Raw genomic sequence first — 18,292 nt, 5'->3', positions numbered from 1 at the left:
TTGGCCTCCCGGGCGTTTTTATATGTGGTGTCCGGCTTTTGCCGCCGGGGTGACCTCCGATACTGTTGCAACGAACATATGGGCGAGATGAAAACCGTGCAAACCGGCACAGCGCAGCCTGCGGGTGATTTGACTGGTGAGTCGCTAAGAATCAGCGAGCTTTTTTATTCCCTGCAGGGGGAGGCGCGGGACTCTGGGCTGCCCACGGTGTTCGTCCGTCTGACCGGTTGCCCGCTGCGCTGCACCTACTGCGACTCCGAGTACGCCTTTTACGGCGGCGAGCGGATGACACTGGCGGAAATCTTGCAGAAGATTGAGCACTACCCGGCTCGCCACGTGTGTGTGACCGGGGGGGAACCCCTGGCACAACCCAACTGCCTGCCTCTTTTAACGCTGTTGTGCGACGCGGGCTACCGGGTCTCCCTGGAAACCAGTGGCGCTATGCCGGTGGATGCGGTCGATGAACGGGTGTCCCGGGTTGTGGACCTGAAAACACCGGCTTCCGGTGAGCAGGCGCGCAATCGCATGGAAAATATCCCACTGCTTGGCCGCCATGACCAAATCAAGTTCGTGATTTGCGACCGGGGGGATTACGACTGGGCCCGATTTACCCTGGACCAGTACCGGCTAACCGATCGAGTCGGTGAGGTACTCTTCTCCCCCAGTTACGAGCAGCTGGCGCCCCGACAGTTGGCCGAGTGGATACTGGAGGATGGATTGCCGGTGCGCATGCAGATGCAACTGCACAAATTGCTGTGGGGTGATGTGCCCGGCGTGTGATGGTTCGGGTAGCCGCCACCGAGACTGACTATGGATTGTGTTATGAGTGACAAGAAAGCCGTCGTTTTGCTATCTGGGGGGCTGGATTCTGCCACCGTGCTCGCCATGGCGCGCGCTGAGGGCTACCAGTGTTTCGCGCTGGGCTTTGACTATGGGCAGCGGCACAGTGCGGAGCTCATGGCCGCGCAGCGCGTGGCGGCAGACCTGGAAGCGCTCGAGCACAAGGTGGTGAAGCTCGACCTGCGGGTCATTGGTGGCTCCGCGCTCACCGACGACAGTATCGACGTACCGGAAGTAGAGACCTCCGGGATACCGGTGACTTATGTGCCGGCCCGTAACACCGTATTTCTGTCAATTGCCCTCGGCTGGGCCGAAGTGCTGGGTGCGCAGGATATTTTTGTGGGTGTGAATGCTGTTGACTACTCTGGTTACCCGGATTGTCGGCCCGAATACATTGATGCTTTCGAGAAAATGGCGAATCTGGCCACCCGCGCTGGTGTCGAAGGTAACAAGCTGCGCATCCGGGCGCCGCTGATGCGCATGAGCAAGGCGGATATCGTCAAGCGTGGCACTGAGCTGGGCGTTGATTACAGCCTAACCGTGAGCTGCTACCAGGCGCAGGCCGATGGTGCCGCCTGCGGCCGCTGCGACAGCTGTCGCCTGCGCGCTGCCGGCTTCGCCGAGGCAGGGCTGGACGACCCCACGGTGTATGCGTAACGCCTGGGTGTGAGGGCTTTCTTGCCTCGGCTGGAAGGCCCGGCTGTCCGGGATTGGGAGCCTCTAAGCCCTTATATTTTCAGGTAATTTTTTTTGTAATCGGGTCTTGTGTTTTCGGATTAGATCCGTAAGATACGCAGCTCCTCAGGTTGAGGGGTCAAGGGTCGTTAGCTCAGTTGGTAGAGCAGTTGGCTTTTAACCAATTGGTCGCTGGTTCGAATCCAGCACGACCCACCATCTTCCCTCCTGTTACTGGCTTTCCGAAGCGCTTCTTCGAGCCAGTAGCCATAAAAAACCCGCCGCAAGTCGGGTTATACAAGCAGTTAGCCAAGCGTCCGCTCAGCGAGTTGATGTCCGGCAGTCTTAAGGGTCGTTAGCTCAGTTGGTAGAGCAGTTGGCTTTTAACCAATTGGTCGCTGGTTCGAATCCAGCACGACCCACCATTTCCTCAAGATTTCCCAAGTCCAAAGTGTTTTAAAGCCTTTTCTCGGCGGCAGTGCGTGTAGACCCTAGACTGTCCTTTGATAATCTTCTGTGGTCAGTGGCAGCGGGCGCGGGGCACTCCTATGCTTAGCCCGGCGAAATTTTTCCGGATCGGTATAATGCGGGCTTTTCCCGGCAGTATCAGAGACTCATGACAGACAGCAGCGAAAAAATTGCCACCACTCCGGCACCCAATGCGATTGATGCGCGGGACTTTATCCAGGACCACCTGGCGCACCCGACCTTGCACCAATACAGCGAAGAGGAATTGAACCTCTGGCGCGAGCGCATCAAGCGCTTGCTGAAAGAGCAAAACGCCGTCTTGGTTGCCCATTACTATACCGACCCTTTGATTCAACAGCTGGCGGAAGAGACCGGCGGCTGTGTTTCTGATTCCCTGGAGATGGCGCGGTTTGGCGCGCAGCATCAGGCCGATACCCTGATCGTTGCCGGGGTGAAGTTTATGGGCGAAACGGCGAAAATCCTGACGCCCAACAAGCGCGTGCTGATGCCGACCCTGGAGGCGACCTGCTCCCTTGACCTGGGTTGTCCCATTGAAGAATTCTCCGCATTCTGTGACCAGCATCCCGACCGTACTGTGGTGGTTTATGCCAACACGTCCGCGGCCGTGAAGGCGCGTGCGGATTGGGTGGTGACATCGAGTATTGCGTTGGATGTGGTGGATTACCTGGATTCCCAGGGCGAGAAAATTCTATGGGCGCCGGATAAACACCTCGGTGGCTACGTGCAGAAGCAGACCGGCGCGGATGTATTGTTGTGGGACGGTGCCTGCATCGTGCATGAAGAGTTCAAGGCTAAGGGGGTTGCCGACCTGAAGGCGCTCTATCCCGAGGCGCTCGTGCTGGTACACCCGGAGTCGCCGGCGGCGGTGGTAGAGTTGGCGGATGTTGTGGGTTCTACCTCGCAGATCATCAACGCTGCGAAGACCCGCCCGAACAAGCAATTTATTGTGGCCACGGATCAGGGCATTTTCTACAAGATGCAACAGCAGTGCCCGGACAAGGAGCTGATTGTTGCTCCCACCGCGGGTTCCGGTGCCACTTGCCGTAGCTGTGCCAACTGCCCCTGGATGGCGATGAACTCTCTGGAGAATCTTTGTGGCGTACTGGAGCGGGGCGATAATGAAATCCTTGTCGACCCGAAGCTGGGCAAGCGGGCCATGATGCCCTTGCAGCGGATGCTGGACTTCCGCAAACCTCTGGACTGAACACAAAAAAAAAGAGCGGCAATTGCCGCTCTTTTTTTTGTCTGGCCTGATGCTGGTGTCAGAGCTCTCGGGCTTTTTCCTGCATCTTGATCACATCCTTCATGCGCTGCTGAAGAATCGCGTGGATCTGGTAATCGTTCTTGGCCAGGCGTACACCGTGGCGCAGATGCTGCAGTGCCTTGTCGAACACGCCGTTCAAAATGTAATACTCCGCACGCGCCTCATGTACGCCGACAATATCACCGGCGAGTCCATGGGTCTCTGCCAGCAGGTACCAAACCGCGGGATCCTTGCGGCGCACACGGCTGTGTTTTTTCAGAATGCGCTCCGCCGCAAGATAATTTCCGGCCTTGAAGTGCGCGTTTGCCAAACCCATGATCAGCGCATGATTTTTCGGGTTTTTGTTCACGGCATTCTGCAGGCGGCGCGTGGCGCTGCTGTAGTCCTGCCGCACCAGGTCTACATCGGCCCGGGCGAGGATAAAGGCATCTTTGTCGGGCTCTTTGTCCAGTAGTGGCTGCAGGGTCTCCAGGGCAGTGTCCGGCTTGCCCGCAGCGGTTTGTGCCAATGCAAGGCCGTAGCGGGCGGCGTCTTCGTTGTCATTGATGCCGCGCAGTTCGGCCTGAAAGCGCTTCACCGCCTGCTGCGGGGTAGCCTCGGCATTGACGCGAATACGGGCGCGCATCAAGTGGTATTCACGGCTGTCGCGTAGGGGAACCTTGTCCATACGACTCGCGCGCAGTTTGGCATCCGCGATGCGCTTTTCGGTCACCGGGTGCGTGAGCAGGAACTCCGGTGGGCGTCGGTAATAACGGGTAGCCTTGAGCATCTGTTCGAACATTTCACCGGCCGCCTGGGGGCTCAAACCTGCCTTGGCCAGGGTCTCGATGCCGACTCGATCCGCTTCCTGTTCATTCTGGCGGGAGAAGCGCAGCTGGTTGTCCAGTGCCGCCGCCTGGGTTGCGGTCATCGCGGCAAGCCCGGCATCGCCACCGGCGGTGGCGGCCAGCACCAGGGCACCGAGCATGCCCGCCAGGGTGGGGATAGTGCTGTTGCGTTGGGCTTCGAGGGAGCGAGCGTAGTGGCGCTGGCTGAGGTGCGCCAGTTCGTGCGCGAGTACCGAGGCGAACTGGTCTTCATTCTCTGCAAACAGGAACAGGCCTGTGTGCACCCCGACCACGCCACCGGGCACGGCGAAGGCGTTCATGGTGTCGTTATTGACCACCACCACGTCGAGGGCTTTGTCTTCCAGGGGGCTGTATTCGGCGAGGGCCTTGAGGGAGTTTTCTACATACTGCTGCAGTAGTGCGTCGCTGGAGGTGCGCACCTGGCTGCGGAACATACGCAGCCACATTTCACCCAGCTCTTTTTCCCGCACCCGGGACACGAGACCGCTGCTGGTATCACCCAGCTGCGGTAGTTGGATATGGTGACCATCCTGGGCGGTGGCGGCGATCGGCGTGGTGCCCAGCAGCAGGCCGGCGGTGAGGCCCACTGCGCCCCGGCGGAGCCGCTGCCAGCAGCGCTTCCAGGGTTGGCTGAATAATGTAAGGATCTCGGTCATATTCTCTACTGCGCCTGCCGGGTTGCCTACCGTTAACACTATACGTAACCCTGTGAGAGTGTCGAGGTTTTGATCAGCTCAGCGGTAAAAGGTTCGATGTGGTGACCCATTGACCCGGTAGCGCCGTTATAATTCGCGGCATTTACGGTTCTTTACCGCGGAACGATGACTGACTCGTCCTTCAACGCCACACCGCCCCCGGATTTTGATTGGGATTCTGCTTATAGGGTAGATGCCCGCGGGCTTCCCTGCCCGCAGCCTTTGCTGGCCATGCGGCGAGCCATGAAGCAGGTGGCGCCGGGGGCACTGCTGCACCTGATCGCCACAGACCCTGCCTCCGAGCGGGATATTCGCAGCTTTTGTGCGCTCGCTAGTGTACCGTTACGGCGGGTCGAAATCCGCGGCAGCGAGTTTCACTATTGGCTGCAGTCATCGAACGACGCGCGGTGACCACAGGCCGTGCCTGTGGCGTTGAACTGCCAATAACCATTCAGAGTCTTGAGAGAACAGGGTTTATGCTTGCGATTATTAGGGGTTGGATAAATCGCTATTTCAGCCAGGAAGAGGTGGTGCTGCTGGTGCTGCTGTTGCTGGCCGCGATTATCGTGCTGGCAACACTGGGGCCGGTTCTGGCGCCCGTGCTGGCGGCCCTGGTGATTGCCTTCCTGATGCAGGGCATGGTGCAGCGGCTGCAGTCGTGGAAGGCGCCGCACTGGCTGGCGGTCAGCATTGCCTGCCTGGTCCTGGTGGGCACCATTGTTGGCTTGCTATTCGTGGTGATGCCAATTATCTCCCGCCAGACCGTGCGTTTGTTCTCGGAACTGCCGAACATGATGGACCGCGGTCAGGAGCTGCTGCTGTTGCTGCCGGAGCAGTACCCGCGCCTGGTGACGGCACAGCAGATTGATGAAATCGTGGATACCCTGGGCAGTGAGCTGGGAAGCTTGGGGCAGACGGTGCTGACATTTTCCCTGGCCAATCTACCGGTACTGGCGGGAGTGCTGATTTACCTGGTGGTGGTACCGATTCTGGTATTTTTCTTTCTCAAGGATTCCGGCAAGCTGCTGGGCTGGTGCGCATCCTTCCTGCCAAACAAGCGGCCCATGTTGCGCCAGATCTGGTACGAAATGAATGACCAGGTGGCCAACTATGTGCGTGGCAAGGTCATCGAGATCGCCATCGTGGCGGTCACAAGTTACGCCGCTTTCCTGCTGCTTGGGGTTAACTATGCGTTGCTGCTGGCGGTGGCGGTTGGCCTGTCGGTACTGATTCCATACATTGGCGCGGCGGTGGTGACGATCCCGGTGGCAGCTATTGGCCTGTTTCAGTGGGGCTGGAGTAGCGAGTTCTTCTGGCTGATGTTTGCTTACGGAATGATTCAGCTACTCGACGGCAACGTACTGGTGCCTATTCTTTTTTCAGAAGCGGTGAACCTGCACCCGGTGGCCATTATTCTGGCGGTATTGGTATTCGGTGGGATCTGGGGATTCTGGGGCGTGTTTTTTGCGATCCCGCTGGCAACCCTGGCCAAGGCTATCCTGAATGCCTGGCCCACCTCGGAGCATCAGGCTGCCTGGCAGGCCCGTGAGGTGGAGGATTTGCCGCAGGAAACCGCGGAATAACCCTGTCTCGCTTTCCGGGGATTTGCTAGAGTTCGCCGCCTGATTCCGGCCCCGGTTAACCAACTAGGACAATCCATGAGCCATGCCGATACCGTACTGGCAGTCAATAACGACCTGCCAATTCGCACTGACAAGCCCGTCCACAGTGGCAAAGTCCGTTCCGTCTACTGGCTGACCGAAGAGGACAGCCGCCGCCTGATCCAGGAGAAAGGCTACCCGGTGGCACCCGATGCGCCGCTGGCAGTGATGGTGATCTCCGACCGGATCTCTGCGTTTGATTGTATCTGGCATGGGGAAGGCGGCCTGCGCGGGGTACCGGGAAAAGGTGCGGCGCTCAATGCCATTGCCAACCACTGGTTCAAACGGTTCAAGGAGCAGGGGCTGGCGGATAGCCATATCCTGGATATCCCGCACCCGGCGGTGTGGATTGTGCAGAAGGCGCGCCCGGTCATGATCGAGGCGATTGCCAGACAGTACATTACCGGTTCTATGTGGCGGGCCTACAGCAAGGGTGAGCGGGAGTTCTGCGGCATCGAACTCCCGGATGGACTGAGCAAAGACCAGAAACTTCCCGAGCTGCTGATCACCCCGTCTACCAAGGGGATTCTCAAGGGCGTTCCCGGCGTCCCCGAAGCCGACGATGTGAACATCACCCGCCAGAATATCGAAGACAATTTTGCCGCATTCAACTTCCGCAGTGCAGAAGACATTGGCCGCTACGAGCAGTTGCTGAAGGAAGGCTTCGATGTGATTTCTGCGGAGCTGGCCAGGCTGGATCAGGTGTTTGTGGACACTAAATTTGAATTTGGCTACGTAACGGATGCGCAGGGCAAGCAAAAACTGATCTATATGGACGAAGTGGGTACGCCCGACTCATCACGCATCTGGGATGGCGAGCGTTACCGCAATGGCGAGATCGTGGAAAACTCCAAAGAGGGCTTTCGTCAGGCGTTGCTGCATCACTTCCCGGACCCGGACATTCTGCTGAACAAGGACCGTATGGGTGAGCGCGAGGCCCTGGCCCGCGACAACGCGCTACCGGAGGCCATGCTGATGCAGGTGTCGGCCACTTACGTGGGGATCGCGGAGAAAATTATCGGCGAGAAGCTGAACCTGCCCGACAACCCCAAGGCGGAAATTGTCCAGGTGCTACGGGATGACTATGGTCTGATTGACTGAGCCCGTCGCAAGCGAGCCCTGCAGGCACACAAAAAACCCGGCCAGTTGGCCGGGTTTTTTTATGCGCGTACGTGTGTATTTGTCGGCAGGTCAGGCCGCTTGCAGTGCCTTGCGCACACTGGCCAGTTTCACACATAGCACAAACACCGACATCGCCGTGTCCAGCTCCTCCAGCGGCGGGAAGCTGGGCGCGATACGGATGTTGGTGTTTTCCGGGTCTTTGCCATAGGGGAAGGTGGCGCCGGCGGGGGTGAGCTTAACCCCAGCTTCGGCGGACAGGCGAATCACTTCAGACGCGACACCCGGGCGTGTGTTGAACGACACAAAGTAACCACCCTGCGGTGTTTCCCACGCGCCCAGGTCGGAGTCGGCAAAGTTCTTATCCAGGTGGTCCAGTACGCACGCAAACTTCGGGCGCAGGATTTCCGCGTGCTTGTGCATGTGCTCCTTTAGCTGGCTCAGCTCCGGGAACAGTCGCACGTGCCGCAGCTGGTTGACTTTGTCCGGGCCAATGGTCATGGCCGACATTTGCTGTTTCAGCGATGCGAGGTTGTCGGGGCTGGCACTGACGAAGGCCACACCGGAACCGGCGTGGGTCACCTTGGAGGTAGAGGCAAATTGCAACACAGAGTCAGCGGTTTCATTGCCCAGGGTGGCCTCACGAATATTCGGCAGGGCTACCTGGTGATCCAGATCATGAATCGCATAGGCGTTATCCCAGAAAATGCGAAAACCCGGGTTGGCAAATTTACCCAGCTGCGCGAGGCGATCAACGGTATCGGTGTCATAGGTGACCCCGGTGGGGTTGGAGAACTTTGGCACACACCAGAGGCCGATGATCTGATCGTCTTCGCGAATTTTCTGCTCGAGCACATCCATGTCCGGGCCGGTGGCGGTCATGGGCACCGTGTCCATAGCAATCCCCAGCTGTTCGCAAATGGCGAAGTGACGGTCGTAGCCGGGCACAGGGCACAGGAATTTGGGGGCACGCATTTCCCTCCAGGGCTGATTGCCGGCAAAGCCGAACAGGTAGCCGGTGAGCACCGCGTGATACATCAGTGTCAGAGAACTGTTGCCGCCGGCAAGCACCTCTTCAAACGGTACCTGCAGAATGTCGGCGCCCAGCTCACGTGCCGCGGGGATACCTTCCAGGCCGCCATAGTTGCGGGTGTCTGTACCATCTGGCGCACGGTAGTCGCCATTGAGAATCCCGTCGAGACTATCAGCAAGGCTCAGCTGATCTGCGGCCGGTTTACCACGGGTAATGTCCAGGCTCAGGTTATGCTGGCAAATACGCTGGTACTGCTGCTCCAGCTCTGCTTCCCACTGTTGCAATTGTTCGCGTTGGGCGGTCTCGATACGCACGGAAATCCTCTCCTGTTGAAGGGTAATGGGCGGTTTAACTTGCGGGGCAGGAGCTTATCAGTCGCAGGCGGATTGCGTCATGCTTTCTGGCATTTTTTTGCAGTAATTCCCGGTGAAAGTCGGGGTTTTCGGCAGAAAATTTGTTTCGTTTGAAACGGTCTGGTGGCGAGTGCCCGCTCGTGTCTTTTAGTGTTCCTGGGCAGCGAGAATGCGAAAGTCAGCGGCGAATTTCAGCAGGCTCGATTTGAGGTGCGCGCGCTGCTCCGGCGTGATGCTTGCCAGTATGTCGGCGGTCAGGGTACGAGCCTGCTGGCGCAGTTGATCCTGCATTTGCTGATAGTCGGGCGACCACAGGGACTGGGGGTTAACCAGCAGATCCCGCAGCTTTTTTTCATAGCCCGCAGGTTTGTTGCGCAGGGTGGTAATGAATGTGTTGCTCCAAAGCTGGCGCTGCGCATCGCGCCGCTTTGGGTCGAAGGTTGTACTCGCTACCTGGTGGTCGATCATCGCATCCTGTTCCGGAGTGAGGTCCCCCAGCCAGCGCTCCGCCTGCTTGCGCATTTCTTTTTCCCGCTTGCGTTTGGACTTCTCCCATTTCTCCAGGGATTTCTCGCGCTCTTCGCGCACATTTTCTGCCAGCCGGTCAATCTGCTGGTCATCCAGCTGAATCACAATAGGGAGTATCAGGTCACTGAGCATGGTGGCCGAGGCGTGCCAAAAGGTGTCGACCTGTTGCTCTATTTCTGCAAGTTTTTTCGCGCTGGCGTCCGGTGCATCCACATCCGCAGCCAGAGATTCCAGGTAGTTTGCGTAGCGGGGAAGCTGGGTCTGGCGGTGCCAGCGGTGGAACTCGTCGACGCGTTGGGAGAGGAGGTCTTCCTCGGCGCCCTCCAGATCCAGATATTTATTCAGGTTGCGGTCCATCCACCAGTCCAGGTGGCCGTATACCAGGCGCACACTGGAACATCCGGTGCCGAACAAAAACAGCAGCAGGATAAAGGCGCCAAGTAGCCGGGGGAGCGGCGCTGCAGTGAGCGAAAGCGAGTTCGAGGCATTCATGGCGTTAAATATAGATCCTGCCAGATGCCCCCGCGACCCGCTTCAGGTCAATTTATCCAGACTTCCACGCGACTGTTTTTTACCGGGCCTTGCTCGCTGTCTCCGGTGAGCGGTGCAAAGGCACCCACAGACATGATCCGGCTGTCGCCCATCTGGTGGTCTCGCAGTAGCGCACCCTGCACCTTCAGCGCGCGAAAGCGGGAAATCAGATCGGAAATATTGCGGTTTGCTTTGTAGTCGGAGAATCCCACCAGAGTCAGCGAAAGGTCGTGGTTTTCCTCTCGTGTCATAAAGTCCTGCAGCCGTTGCAGGTCCCGCAGGGCCCGGTTGTCCAGCTCGGCACTGCCGTCCGCAAAGCGGAACGAAATGCTCAGGCGCGACCCGGTTTCCATCAGCTGGCGGTAGTTGTCCGGTGCATTGGCATAAGCAGGCACCTGGAGCGCCACCGGTGTGAGATTGATAAAACCGACATCGGCCACTATCTGTTGACCGGCATGAGATTCGACGAAGTGGATAAAAGCATCTACATGGGCGTTGTAGCGCCCGGGGTTGCGATACAGGTACAGGCGGCGGGTGAGCGGGAAATCCTCGGTGGCGATGATGCCGCGGTCGGGCACAATGGCCGCCAGCTCGCCGGCCTTGACCGCCACTTTCTGCAGGCCTTCGGCATCGGCGTAGGGCAGGTAGCCAATCGCGGCCGGGTCCCGTTGCACCAGTGCGCGGGTTTCGTGGTTGCCGGAGACTTCATACACAAACGTTTCTGCAGGACGGCTGGCGCCGAACACTTCACTGTCAAAGGTGGCGCGGGTGCCGGATTCGATATCCCGGTGCAGTGGCCGAATTGGCAAGTCTGGGCCGCCCAGTTGTGCCCAGTTGCGAATCTCACCGCGATAAATTTGTGCCAGCTGGTCCAGGCTCAGCTGGGACACCGGGTTGCGCTTGTGTACGGTCACGATCAGCGCATCAAGCCCGATCACGTGCTCCGCCTGGGGGCCGGTAAAGTCGCCAAAGCGCTTGAGCATGCCGATTTCCCGGGGCTTGATCCGACGCGATGCCATACCGATATCGGCACTGTTTTCGTTGAGGGCTTTAAATCCCGTACTCGAACCGAGCGCAATGATGGGGACCACTACCGGGTCGCCGTGGAGCGTGGCGTTGACCCAGTGCTTTTCACCCTCGCTGCGCTGAGTGATGTTTGTTGCGCCAATTGCGCGCAGGTAACCTTTTACCTGCGCCGGGGCGAGATCCGCGCCGATGGTGTTGGAGCCGGTGAGGCGGAAGAGCGTCGTGTCGCCTGGCTCAGACGCTATGCCGCTGGTGCTCAGCAGGTAAAGTGCTGCGGCCACCAGTGTGCGTGATACATATTTAAAGGCTCGGCAGCGTCCCATCCCTATCTCCTGTTGCTTCTGATTCCTTGGGTTGCCTGGTGCAGGCAGTGCGTCGGGCTGTGCCCGGGCACTTCTTTGTCAGACTGAGATGTCTGGTTGCCCTGCGCTGGGCGCGCGCTTTATCGCAGAAAAATGTGACAGATTTGTTTCAGTCGCACTTGAGCTGGCTGGCGGCACGCTGGAGGCCGTGCCAGTCGGGCGTTGTTCGTGTCTAATGCTGATTTGCCTGGGGCGCTCAAAGCCCCTCAGCGGCGGCTGATTCGACTCTATTGCCTTCAGGTAGGGCAGAGAGGGGGCCTATAATTCGATGCTTGAGGGATTTTTTTTGAAAAAGGGCATGACAACGCTGTCATTTGTCTTGTAGTATTTCTCCCATATTGGCACAGACGTCAATCAAGGCGTCGCGCCGGATCCTCTGGGGAGCAAGTGATTGCTGTGGGGAATCCGGTGAAGACAGATAACAATAGAAATCTTAGGGGCCGCTTCAGATGGTTGCTTTGAGAGACAGTAGGGACATTCTTTACGTTGGCATCGATGGCGGTGGCAGCAAGTGCCGCGCCTCCATTTTTGACGCCGACAATCGTCTGCTGGGCACCGGTGTTTCCGGGCCTGCGAACCCCCTTCATGGCTACGCACAGACCATTGACTCCATAGTCCGCTCGGCCGCTCTGGCCGTGGCCGATGCCGGCATGCCAGCGGAAACGCTTGGGGAGCTGGTGGCGGGTGTTGGTCTGGCGGGCGTCAACATGCCCCGCCTTTTCAACGAAATGAGTGCCTGGGCACACCCCTTCAAGCAGATGTTCCTCACCACCGACCAGCACTCCGCGTGCCTCGGCGCCCACCGTGGTGGCGACGGCGCAGTCATTATTGCGGGCACCGGTTCCGTCGGTTATTCCTGGGTCAACGGCCACAGCGAGATCGTCGGTGGCCACGGATTCCCGCACGGCGATAAAGGCAGTGGTGCCTGGCTGGGGATGGAAGCGGTGAAGTATCTGCTCATGGCCATGGAAGGGCTGTCGGCGAAGTCCATGCTGCAGCGTGAATTGCAAAAGGCCCTGGGTACCGACGATCCCTACGATGTGATCGAAATGATGGCGGGCAAACCTTCCAGTCAGTACGCCAAGCTGGCGGTGCCGGTGGTGGAGTGCGCAGAGGCCGACTGCCCGGTTGCTGTGTCCATCATGCGCGATGGTGCGGCCTACATCAGTGATCTCGCGGAAAAATTAATGGAAAGCAAGCCGCCGCGGCTTGCCATGATCGGCGGTCTGGCACCCCGGCTGAAGCCCTGGCTGAAACCGCGGGTTGCCGAGCGGGTATCCGACCCGCTGGACCCGCCGGAACTGGGCTGTGTCTACTTCGCGCAGCACTCACTGGCTGCGCTGGGCGAGGGTGAAACCCGGCCCGCGGAGAAGGGCGATGCAAAAGCGCTCTTTGGATAAGGGCGCGAACGAGTTAGAACACCTAGGTTGCCGGGCTGCAGTTTGTTAACTGTGCAGCCTGGTGACCGGAGCCATACGCATTTTACGGACGGATTTTATGAGCGCAGTGACTTCTGCTGAAGCCAGCAAGGCGGAAACCTCTATGACAATGACAGTAATGGAAACCGAGGCTCGTGAGGCCCCGAGCCGGATTGCCGAGCAGCTGAAAAACAATGCGCCGATCATGGAAGCGCTGGGTGAGCGCCTGCGCAGCAAGCCGCCGCGATTTGTCATGATCGTCGGGCGCGGTTCCTCCGATCACGCCGGCGTATTTGCCAAGTATCTGATTGAAATCGAAACCGGCACGCCTACGTTCGCCGCGGCGCCGTCCGTGTCCAGCGTTTATGGCAAGAAGCTCAAGCTGGAAGACGCGCTGGTCATCGTAATTTCCCAGTCCGGGCGCAGTCCGGACATCCTGGCACAGGCGCAGATGGCGAAAGATGCCGGCGCCTACACCGTGGCGCTGGTGAATGATGAGACTGCGCCGATCAAGGATATTGTGGATCAGGTGGTGCCGCTGAAGGCCGGCCCCGAACTGGCGGTTGCGGCCACCAAGAGCTACCTGTGCACCCTGTCTGCGGTTCTCCAGCTGGTGGCCAACTGGACCCAGGACGCCGATCTCAAGGCCGGTGTGGAACAACTGCCGCAAACCCTCAGCGACGCGATTGAATCCGACGTGCAGCTGCGCCCGGAAGACCTTGCCGCAGTGAAAAACCTGGTGGTCTTGGGGCGTGGTCCCGGTTACGGCATTACCCGTGAATTGGCACTCAAGCTGAAAGAAGTGTGCAGCGTGCACGCGGAGTCCTTCTCTAGCGCGGAATTCCTGCACGGCCCGGTCACCCTGGTAGAGCAGAAGCTCACGGTGGTGAATGTGCCTATCGAAGATGAGTCTTATCAGGCGCACAGCGAGCAGATCGCCGACATCATTCGTCGCGGCGGTACCCTGATTAACCTGCACGTGCCGAGCAAAGGTGTACACCCGCGTGTTGCACCGCTGGCCCTGTTGCAGCGCTTTTACCTCGACGTGGCGCATGTGGCGGTCAGCCGCGGGATTAATCCGGACGAGCCGGCGGGTCTGAAAAAAGTCACTCAGACCGTGTGATGGCGCAGTGTGATGCTGCAGCTAGTTTGACGAACGGGTGACGGAGCGCAGGAGCGGGCAAGTGGTACAGACATTTATCGCAGACCAGTTATTTGACGGCGAGCAGCTGCATGCCAATGCGGTGGTGTCTGTCGAGGGCGGTAAAGTGCTTGCCCTCGGTGGTGAGCCGGCGGCCGGTGCGGTGCGCCTGAAGGGCATGCTGGCCCCCGGATTGATTGACGTTCAGGTCAATGGGGGCGGCGGTGCGCTGTTCAACAACGACACCACCGTCAACGCGCTAGGCAAAATGTCTGCGGCGCATGCCCGTTACGGCACCACTGGATTTATGCCCACCTTGATCACCGATCAGGTGGATGTGATGCAAAGGGCGGCCGATGCCGTCAGTGCTGCGCTCAAGGAAGGCGTACCCGGGGTGCTCGGTGTGCACTTTGAAGGGCCGCACCTGAGCACGCCCAAAAAAGGCACCCACGAAGAACGATTTATTCGCCCGCTGAGCGCAGAAGAGCTGGCAATCTATGGCCGCGATGACCTGGGTCTGAAAATGGTCACTCTGGCACCGGAAAACGTCTCGCCAGAGGATATTCGCAAGCTGGTCGATCTCGAAGTCAGGGTTTGCCTCGGGCACTCCAATGCCGATGGCAAAACCGCTGCCGCTGCGGTTGCGGCGGGAGCCACAGGGTTTACGCACCTGTACAACGCCATGTCGCCGTTGCATTCCCGCGACCCGGGTATGGTGGGGACGGCACTGATCAGTGATGGTTGCTGGTGTGGCCTGATCGCCGATGGCCACCATGTCAGTGCCGAAGCGATGACCCTCGCTCTCAAGGCCAAACCGCGTGGCAAGATCATGCTGGTAACCGATGCCATGTCGCTGGTGGGGAGTGAAGAGAAAAGTTTTCCGCTGTTTGACCGCGTCGTGACGCGCGATGGCGACAAGCTGACATCTACGACCGGTGAACTGGCTGGTTCGCATCTCGACATGATCGGTGCAGTGCGCAACATCCGCGATTGGTGTGGTGTGGAATTGACCGAAGCCCTGCGCATGGCTGCGCTTTACCCGGCACAGTACCTGGGCTCTGAAGGCGGCCGTATTGCCGAGGGCGCCAGCGCGGACCTGATTTTACTGAGCGACGATTTGCAGGTGCAGAAAACCTGGATCGGCGGGCAGGAAGTGTTCTCTGCGGGCTGATACCCGTGTATTCAATAACGACTGATGACGATTTTTAACGACGCTCAATAACGATAATTAAAGGTGAATTTATGACTACCGCAGCGATTACTCCGAGCGAAACGCGCAGCAGTGTTTTGCCGATGGCCATCATCGGTCTGCTGTTCTTTATCTTTGGTTTTGTGACCTGGTTGAACGGGGCGTTAATTCCCTTCCTGCAGACCATCTGTGAACTCAGTGCCTTCCAGGCCATGCTCGTGGCGTCGGCGTTCTATATTGCCTATACCGTGATGGCGCTGCCGATGGCGGCCATTATCGAACGCACCGGCTACAAAACCGGCATGGCGTTGGGGCTGGCGCTGGTTGCCGTCGGGGCCCTGATTTTTATTCCCGCCGCTTACAGCCGTATGTTCGGTATTTTCCTGTTGGCCCAGTTTGTGGTGGGTTCCGGCCTGACTATTCTGCAGACGGCCTCCAACCCCTACGTAGTGCGTGTCGGCTCTCCGGAAACCGCAGCGGTGCGGATCTGTGTCATGGGGCTCCTGAACAAGGGCGCCGGTATTGTGGCGCCGCTGGTATTCGCTGCACTGGTGATGTCTGGCATCAGCGGTGTCAGCGATGCTGAGCTGGCCGTACTGTCGTCCACCGCTAAAGACGCCAAGCTGGACGAGCTGGCGGGGCAGCTGGTTTCCCCCTATATCGGCATGGCGATTCTCGGGGTTGTGCTGGCCGTCGCGATGATGTTCGCACCACTGCCGGATATTGAAGATGAAGTGGTGGAAGGTCAGGAAGAGATGGAGGTAAACCTGCCCGCGCTGCTGAAGTTTCCGCAGCTGATTCTCGGCTCCATTGCGCTGTTCTTCTACGTGGGCGTGGAGGTGATCGCCGGTGACGCTATTGGCTTGCTGGGCAAGCAGGCCGGGCTGGATACGGCGGTCGCGTCCGTGCTGACGTCCTACACGATGGTGTTCATGGTGCTGGGTTATATCTGGGGCACCATCGCTATTCCCCGCTTTATCAGCCAGCAGACTGCGCTGTTGATCTCTGCGGTCATGGGAATTGTGTTCACGTTCGCGGTAATGACAGGATCCATGGAAAGCACCGTAATGTCCTCCGCGACCCTGGCGCTGTTCGGCCTGCCCGAGATTCCCAATGCGGTCTACTTCGTTGCACTGTTGGGCTTCGCCAACGCCATGTGCTGGCCCGCAATCTGGCCGCTGGCGCTGGAAGGTTTGGGCAAGTTCACCTCCAAAGGTGCCGCCCTTCTGATCATGGGCATCTCCGGCGGTGCGGTGCTGCCGCCGCTGTACGGTCACTTTGCCGATACCGGCGACGGTCAGCTGGCCTACGTGATCTCAATCCCGGCTTACCTGTTTATTCTGTTTTACGCGCTGAAGGGCCACAAGATGCGCAGCTGGAAGTAAGTTGCCAGTAGGTGCTGCTGAATTCCAGGCGCAACGTAATTCGTCAGTTTTGAAAGTGTATTGGATGTTGTTTTGAAAAGGATTTTTTTGCTATCAACTTCTTCATGAAGTTTCTCTCTTTGGTTCTCGTCATCTTTGCCCTCCTCGTGAGGGCTTTTTTTTGCCCAAAAAAAGCCATCGCTAAACAGAGGGTTTGCGGGTGTTCGTGAGGGGGGGACGCAACGGTGGCGTGCAGGACGCCACCAAAATACAGGGTAGGGGAGAGGATTGGATAAGCGGCGCAAAAGCCGCTTTCCGGTTTATCCTGCGGGCGAGTCGCCGGTGGAGTCGCGCACCAGTAATTCGGGCACGAATTTTTTGATGATGCCCGCATCTTTATTGGCGGCAGCGCTTTCCGCCGCGCCCTTGCTGCGCGCCTTGTTCAGTACCAGTGCTGCAGCACACCGGGCGATTTCATTGTTGGGCTGGTGTGCAGTGGTCAGCTTGGGCCACGTCTGGCGGGAGAACGGGCTGTCCTCGAAGCCGACGATGGAAAGCTGTGCGGGAATTTCGATGTGCATCAGCCGCGCGGCAAACAGCGCACCCGCCGCCATCTCATCGTTACTGGCAAAAATGGCGGTGGGCGGGTTGTCCCGCTCCAGCAGTTTCTTCGCGCCGGATACACCGGAGTCGAACGAGTATTCGCCGGCAACAATAAGCTCTGGCTCGACGGTGATTCCCGCTTGCCGCAGCGCTTCCTTATAGCCGTTCAGTCGCCCGTGGGTGGAAATGTGCTCTTCGCCACCACACAGAAAACCAATACGTTTGTGGCCGTGCTCAATCAGGTGTTTGGTGATATCGAAGGCGGCTGCGGTATCGTCGACCTGAATGCAGTTTTCTTCGTCGCCCTCGGCGGCGCCGCTGGAAACAATGCGCACATAGTCGAGGCCGAGCTTTTTCACTTCATCGATGACGGCCTGGGTCTCGGAGAAGGGCGGCGTGAGCACTACCCCGGCCACCTTGGAATGCTCCACCAGCGCTCGCAATTCGTCGTTTACGGTGTCGGACTTGGAGTTGCTGGGGTGAATGAGCAGCTCGTAACCGCGGGCCTTGCAGGCCTCGAGGATGCCGTTCTGCATGTCGATCACATAGTAGGCATTCGGGTTGTCGTAGATTAGCGCAATGGTATAGCTGCGCGTACCGGCCAGGTTGCGCGCCGCCAGGTTGGGCTGGTAATGGAGTTCCTCCACCGCATCCATCACTTTTTTGCGGGTGGCGGGCCGGACCGATGGCTCGTTGTTGATGACCCGGGAAACGGTCTTGATCGACACGCCGGCGAGTGCCGCAACGTCGTTGATGGTGCTCTTCATGGTCGGCAATCTTCCTTATTCGTACCCAGCCGCGCAGTTTACCTGTTTGCGGGCTGCACGACGACGGCTTTGTAGTCATTTATTCTCGGTGCGGCGATACCCGCGTGAAAAACCGGATTTTCCCGGTAGATCCCATCAATCTTAGCGTTTTTTCGTGGCTGTTACCGTGTTCGGCAGGATCGCCGAGGAGTAATAGAAGATTTGTGAAACAAAACTACAAACGCGATTGACAGGGTGTGAGCGCTGTGTGAACCTTCGGTCTTATGACAGCGTTGTCATTTTCCTTTGGTGACGTGACACCTGGCAGGCCAAAGCGCTGTCTATCCGACCAACAAGAATAACCGGTGCCCGCCATCGACCGGCGGGGACCACTTTCAGGGGGCTCA

Annotated in this window: 15 protein-coding genes and 2 tRNA genes; 12 read left to right on the top strand and 5 right to left on the bottom strand. The window is 58.6% G+C overall.

The genetic code is table 11. The features are described 5' to 3' along the window. The first annotated feature begins 87 nt into the window (after window positions 1-87). The 5 genes from queE to nadA all read left to right on the top strand — a co-directional run bounded on the left by queE (window position 88) and on the right by nadA (window position 3,208). Window positions 88-780 carry a 7-carboxy-7-deazaguanine synthase QueE gene (queE, locus tag JF535_RS16145; protein WP_207004157.1) on the top strand — a complete coding sequence of 231 codons (693 nt, stop codon included), beginning with the start codon at window positions 88-90 and terminating at the stop codon, window positions 778-780. Window positions 781-822: 42 nt separating this feature from the next. Then, the gene (queC, locus tag JF535_RS16140) at window positions 823-1,497 is read left to right on the top strand and encodes a 7-cyano-7-deazaguanine synthase QueC (RefSeq protein ID WP_207004156.1); all 675 of its coding nucleotides are present in this window, start codon (window positions 823-825) and stop codon (window positions 1,495-1,497) included. Between the two features lie 161 nt (window positions 1,498-1,658). Continuing rightward, window positions 1,659-1,734, top strand: a tRNA-Lys gene (locus JF535_RS16135). 130 nt (window positions 1,735-1,864) lie between these two features. Further along, window positions 1,865-1,940 (top strand) — tRNA-Lys (locus JF535_RS16130). Window positions 1,941-2,131: 191 nt separating this feature from the next. After that, complete coding sequence (gene nadA, locus JF535_RS16125; protein ID WP_207004154.1) at window positions 2,132-3,208, top strand: quinolinate synthase NadA; 1,077 nt, start codon at window positions 2,132-2,134, stop codon at window positions 3,206-3,208. 58 nt (window positions 3,209-3,266) lie between these two features. Here nadA and JF535_RS16120 read toward each other — a convergent pair whose 3' ends face one another. Next, complete coding sequence (locus JF535_RS16120; RefSeq protein WP_242524059.1) at window positions 3,267-4,772, bottom strand: M48 family metalloprotease; 1,506 nt, start codon at window positions 4,770-4,772, stop codon at window positions 3,267-3,269. A 165-nt stretch (window positions 4,773-4,937) separates the two neighbouring features. Here JF535_RS16120 and JF535_RS16115 point away from each other — a divergent pair, with 165 nt between their 5' ends. The 3 genes from JF535_RS16115 (at window position 4,938) to JF535_RS16105 (ending at window position 7,573) form a co-directional block, all read left to right on the top strand. Next, on the top strand, window positions 4,938-5,222 hold the full coding sequence (locus JF535_RS16115) for a sulfurtransferase TusA family protein (RefSeq protein ID WP_207004153.1): 285 nt from the start codon (window positions 4,938-4,940) through the stop codon (window positions 5,220-5,222). A 65-nt stretch (window positions 5,223-5,287) separates the two neighbouring features. Further along, complete coding sequence (locus tag JF535_RS16110; protein WP_207004152.1) at window positions 5,288-6,394, top strand: AI-2E family transporter; 1,107 nt, start codon at window positions 5,288-5,290, stop codon at window positions 6,392-6,394. 75 nt (window positions 6,395-6,469) lie between these two features. Next, on the top strand, window positions 6,470-7,573 hold the full coding sequence (locus tag JF535_RS16105) for a phosphoribosylaminoimidazolesuccinocarboxamide synthase (RefSeq protein WP_207004151.1): 1,104 nt from the start codon (window positions 6,470-6,472) through the stop codon (window positions 7,571-7,573). A 90-nt stretch (window positions 7,574-7,663) separates the two neighbouring features. Here the strand turns inward: JF535_RS16105 and JF535_RS16100 are convergent, their stop codons facing one another. From JF535_RS16100 to JF535_RS16090, 3 genes are all read right to left on the bottom strand, one after another. Then, on the bottom strand, window positions 7,664-8,938 hold the full coding sequence (locus tag JF535_RS16100) for an aspartate aminotransferase type Ic (RefSeq protein ID WP_207004150.1): 1,275 nt from the start codon (window positions 8,936-8,938) through the stop codon (window positions 7,664-7,666). A gap of 186 nt (window positions 8,939-9,124) precedes the next feature. Beyond that, complete coding sequence (locus JF535_RS16095) at window positions 9,125-9,997, bottom strand: DUF6279 family lipoprotein (RefSeq protein WP_207004148.1); 873 nt, start codon at window positions 9,995-9,997, stop codon at window positions 9,125-9,127. A 47-nt stretch (window positions 9,998-10,044) separates the two neighbouring features. Continuing rightward, complete coding sequence (locus tag JF535_RS16090; RefSeq protein WP_207004146.1) at window positions 10,045-11,385, bottom strand: PstS family phosphate ABC transporter substrate-binding protein; 1,341 nt, start codon at window positions 11,383-11,385, stop codon at window positions 10,045-10,047. A gap of 488 nt (window positions 11,386-11,873) precedes the next feature. On the opposite strand from JF535_RS16090, the gene nagK reads away from it, so the two are divergent. From nagK to JF535_RS16070, 4 genes are all read left to right on the top strand, one after another. After that, the gene (gene nagK, locus JF535_RS16085) at window positions 11,874-12,824 is read left to right on the top strand and encodes an N-acetylglucosamine kinase (RefSeq protein ID WP_207004144.1); all 951 of its coding nucleotides are present in this window, start codon (window positions 11,874-11,876) and stop codon (window positions 12,822-12,824) included. A gap of 142 nt (window positions 12,825-12,966) precedes the next feature. After that, window positions 12,967-13,965, top strand: coding sequence for a glucosamine-6-phosphate deaminase NagB-II (gene nagB-II, locus JF535_RS16080; RefSeq protein WP_207004143.1), 999 nt, complete (start codon window positions 12,967-12,969; stop codon window positions 13,963-13,965). A 61-nt stretch (window positions 13,966-14,026) separates the two neighbouring features. Beyond that, window positions 14,027-15,154 carry an N-acetylglucosamine-6-phosphate deacetylase gene (gene nagA / locus JF535_RS16075; RefSeq protein ID WP_207004142.1) on the top strand — a complete coding sequence of 376 codons (1,128 nt, stop codon included), beginning with the start codon at window positions 14,027-14,029 and terminating at the stop codon, window positions 15,152-15,154. Window positions 15,155-15,225: 71 nt separating this feature from the next. Next, the gene (locus JF535_RS16070) at window positions 15,226-16,557 is read left to right on the top strand and encodes a sugar MFS transporter (protein WP_207004141.1); all 1,332 of its coding nucleotides are present in this window, start codon (window positions 15,226-15,228) and stop codon (window positions 16,555-16,557) included. A 299-nt stretch (window positions 16,558-16,856) separates the two neighbouring features. Here the strand turns inward: JF535_RS16070 and JF535_RS16065 are convergent, their stop codons facing one another. After that, complete coding sequence (locus JF535_RS16065; RefSeq protein WP_207004140.1) at window positions 16,857-17,906, bottom strand: LacI family DNA-binding transcriptional regulator; 1,050 nt, start codon at window positions 17,904-17,906, stop codon at window positions 16,857-16,859. Window positions 17,907-18,292: the final 386 nt, after the last annotated feature.

It is taken from the genome of Microbulbifer salipaludis (genome assembly GCF_017303155.1).
Taxonomy (GTDB): Bacteria; Pseudomonadota; Gammaproteobacteria; order Pseudomonadales; family Cellvibrionaceae; genus Microbulbifer; species Microbulbifer salipaludis.
Note: the sequence above shows the minus strand (reverse complement) of the source record. Positions and strands in the feature narration are given on the sequence as shown.

Coding starts and splice junctions, on each gene's coding strand:
- queE (WP_207004157.1), top strand. CDS start 88: ATGAAAACCGTGCAAACCGGCACAGCGCAGCCTGCGGGTGATTTGACT.
- queC (WP_207004156.1), top strand. CDS start 823: ATGAGTGACAAGAAAGCCGTCGTTTTGCTATCTGGGGGGCTGGATTCT.
- nadA (WP_207004154.1), top strand. CDS start 2,132: ATGACAGACAGCAGCGAAAAAATTGCCACCACTCCGGCACCCAATGCG.
- JF535_RS16120 (WP_242524059.1), bottom strand. CDS start 4,772: ATGACCGAGATCCTTACATTATTCAGCCAACCCTGGAAGCGCTGCTGG.
- JF535_RS16115 (WP_207004153.1), top strand. CDS start 4,938: ATGACTGACTCGTCCTTCAACGCCACACCGCCCCCGGATTTTGATTGG.
- JF535_RS16110 (WP_207004152.1), top strand. CDS start 5,288: ATGCTTGCGATTATTAGGGGTTGGATAAATCGCTATTTCAGCCAGGAA.
- JF535_RS16105 (WP_207004151.1), top strand. CDS start 6,470: ATGAGCCATGCCGATACCGTACTGGCAGTCAATAACGACCTGCCAATT.
- JF535_RS16095 (WP_207004148.1), bottom strand. CDS start 9,997: ATGAATGCCTCGAACTCGCTTTCGCTCACTGCAGCGCCGCTCCCCCGG.
- JF535_RS16090 (WP_207004146.1), bottom strand. CDS start 11,385: ATGGGACGCTGCCGAGCCTTTAAATATGTATCACGCACACTGGTGGCC.
- nagK (WP_207004144.1), top strand. CDS start 11,874: ATGGTTGCTTTGAGAGACAGTAGGGACATTCTTTACGTTGGCATCGAT.
- nagB-II (WP_207004143.1), top strand. CDS start 12,967: ATGACAATGACAGTAATGGAAACCGAGGCTCGTGAGGCCCCGAGCCGG.
- JF535_RS16070 (WP_207004141.1), top strand. CDS start 15,226: ATGACTACCGCAGCGATTACTCCGAGCGAAACGCGCAGCAGTGTTTTG.
- JF535_RS16065 (WP_207004140.1), bottom strand. CDS start 17,906: ATGAAGAGCACCATCAACGACGTTGCGGCACTCGCCGGCGTGTCGATC.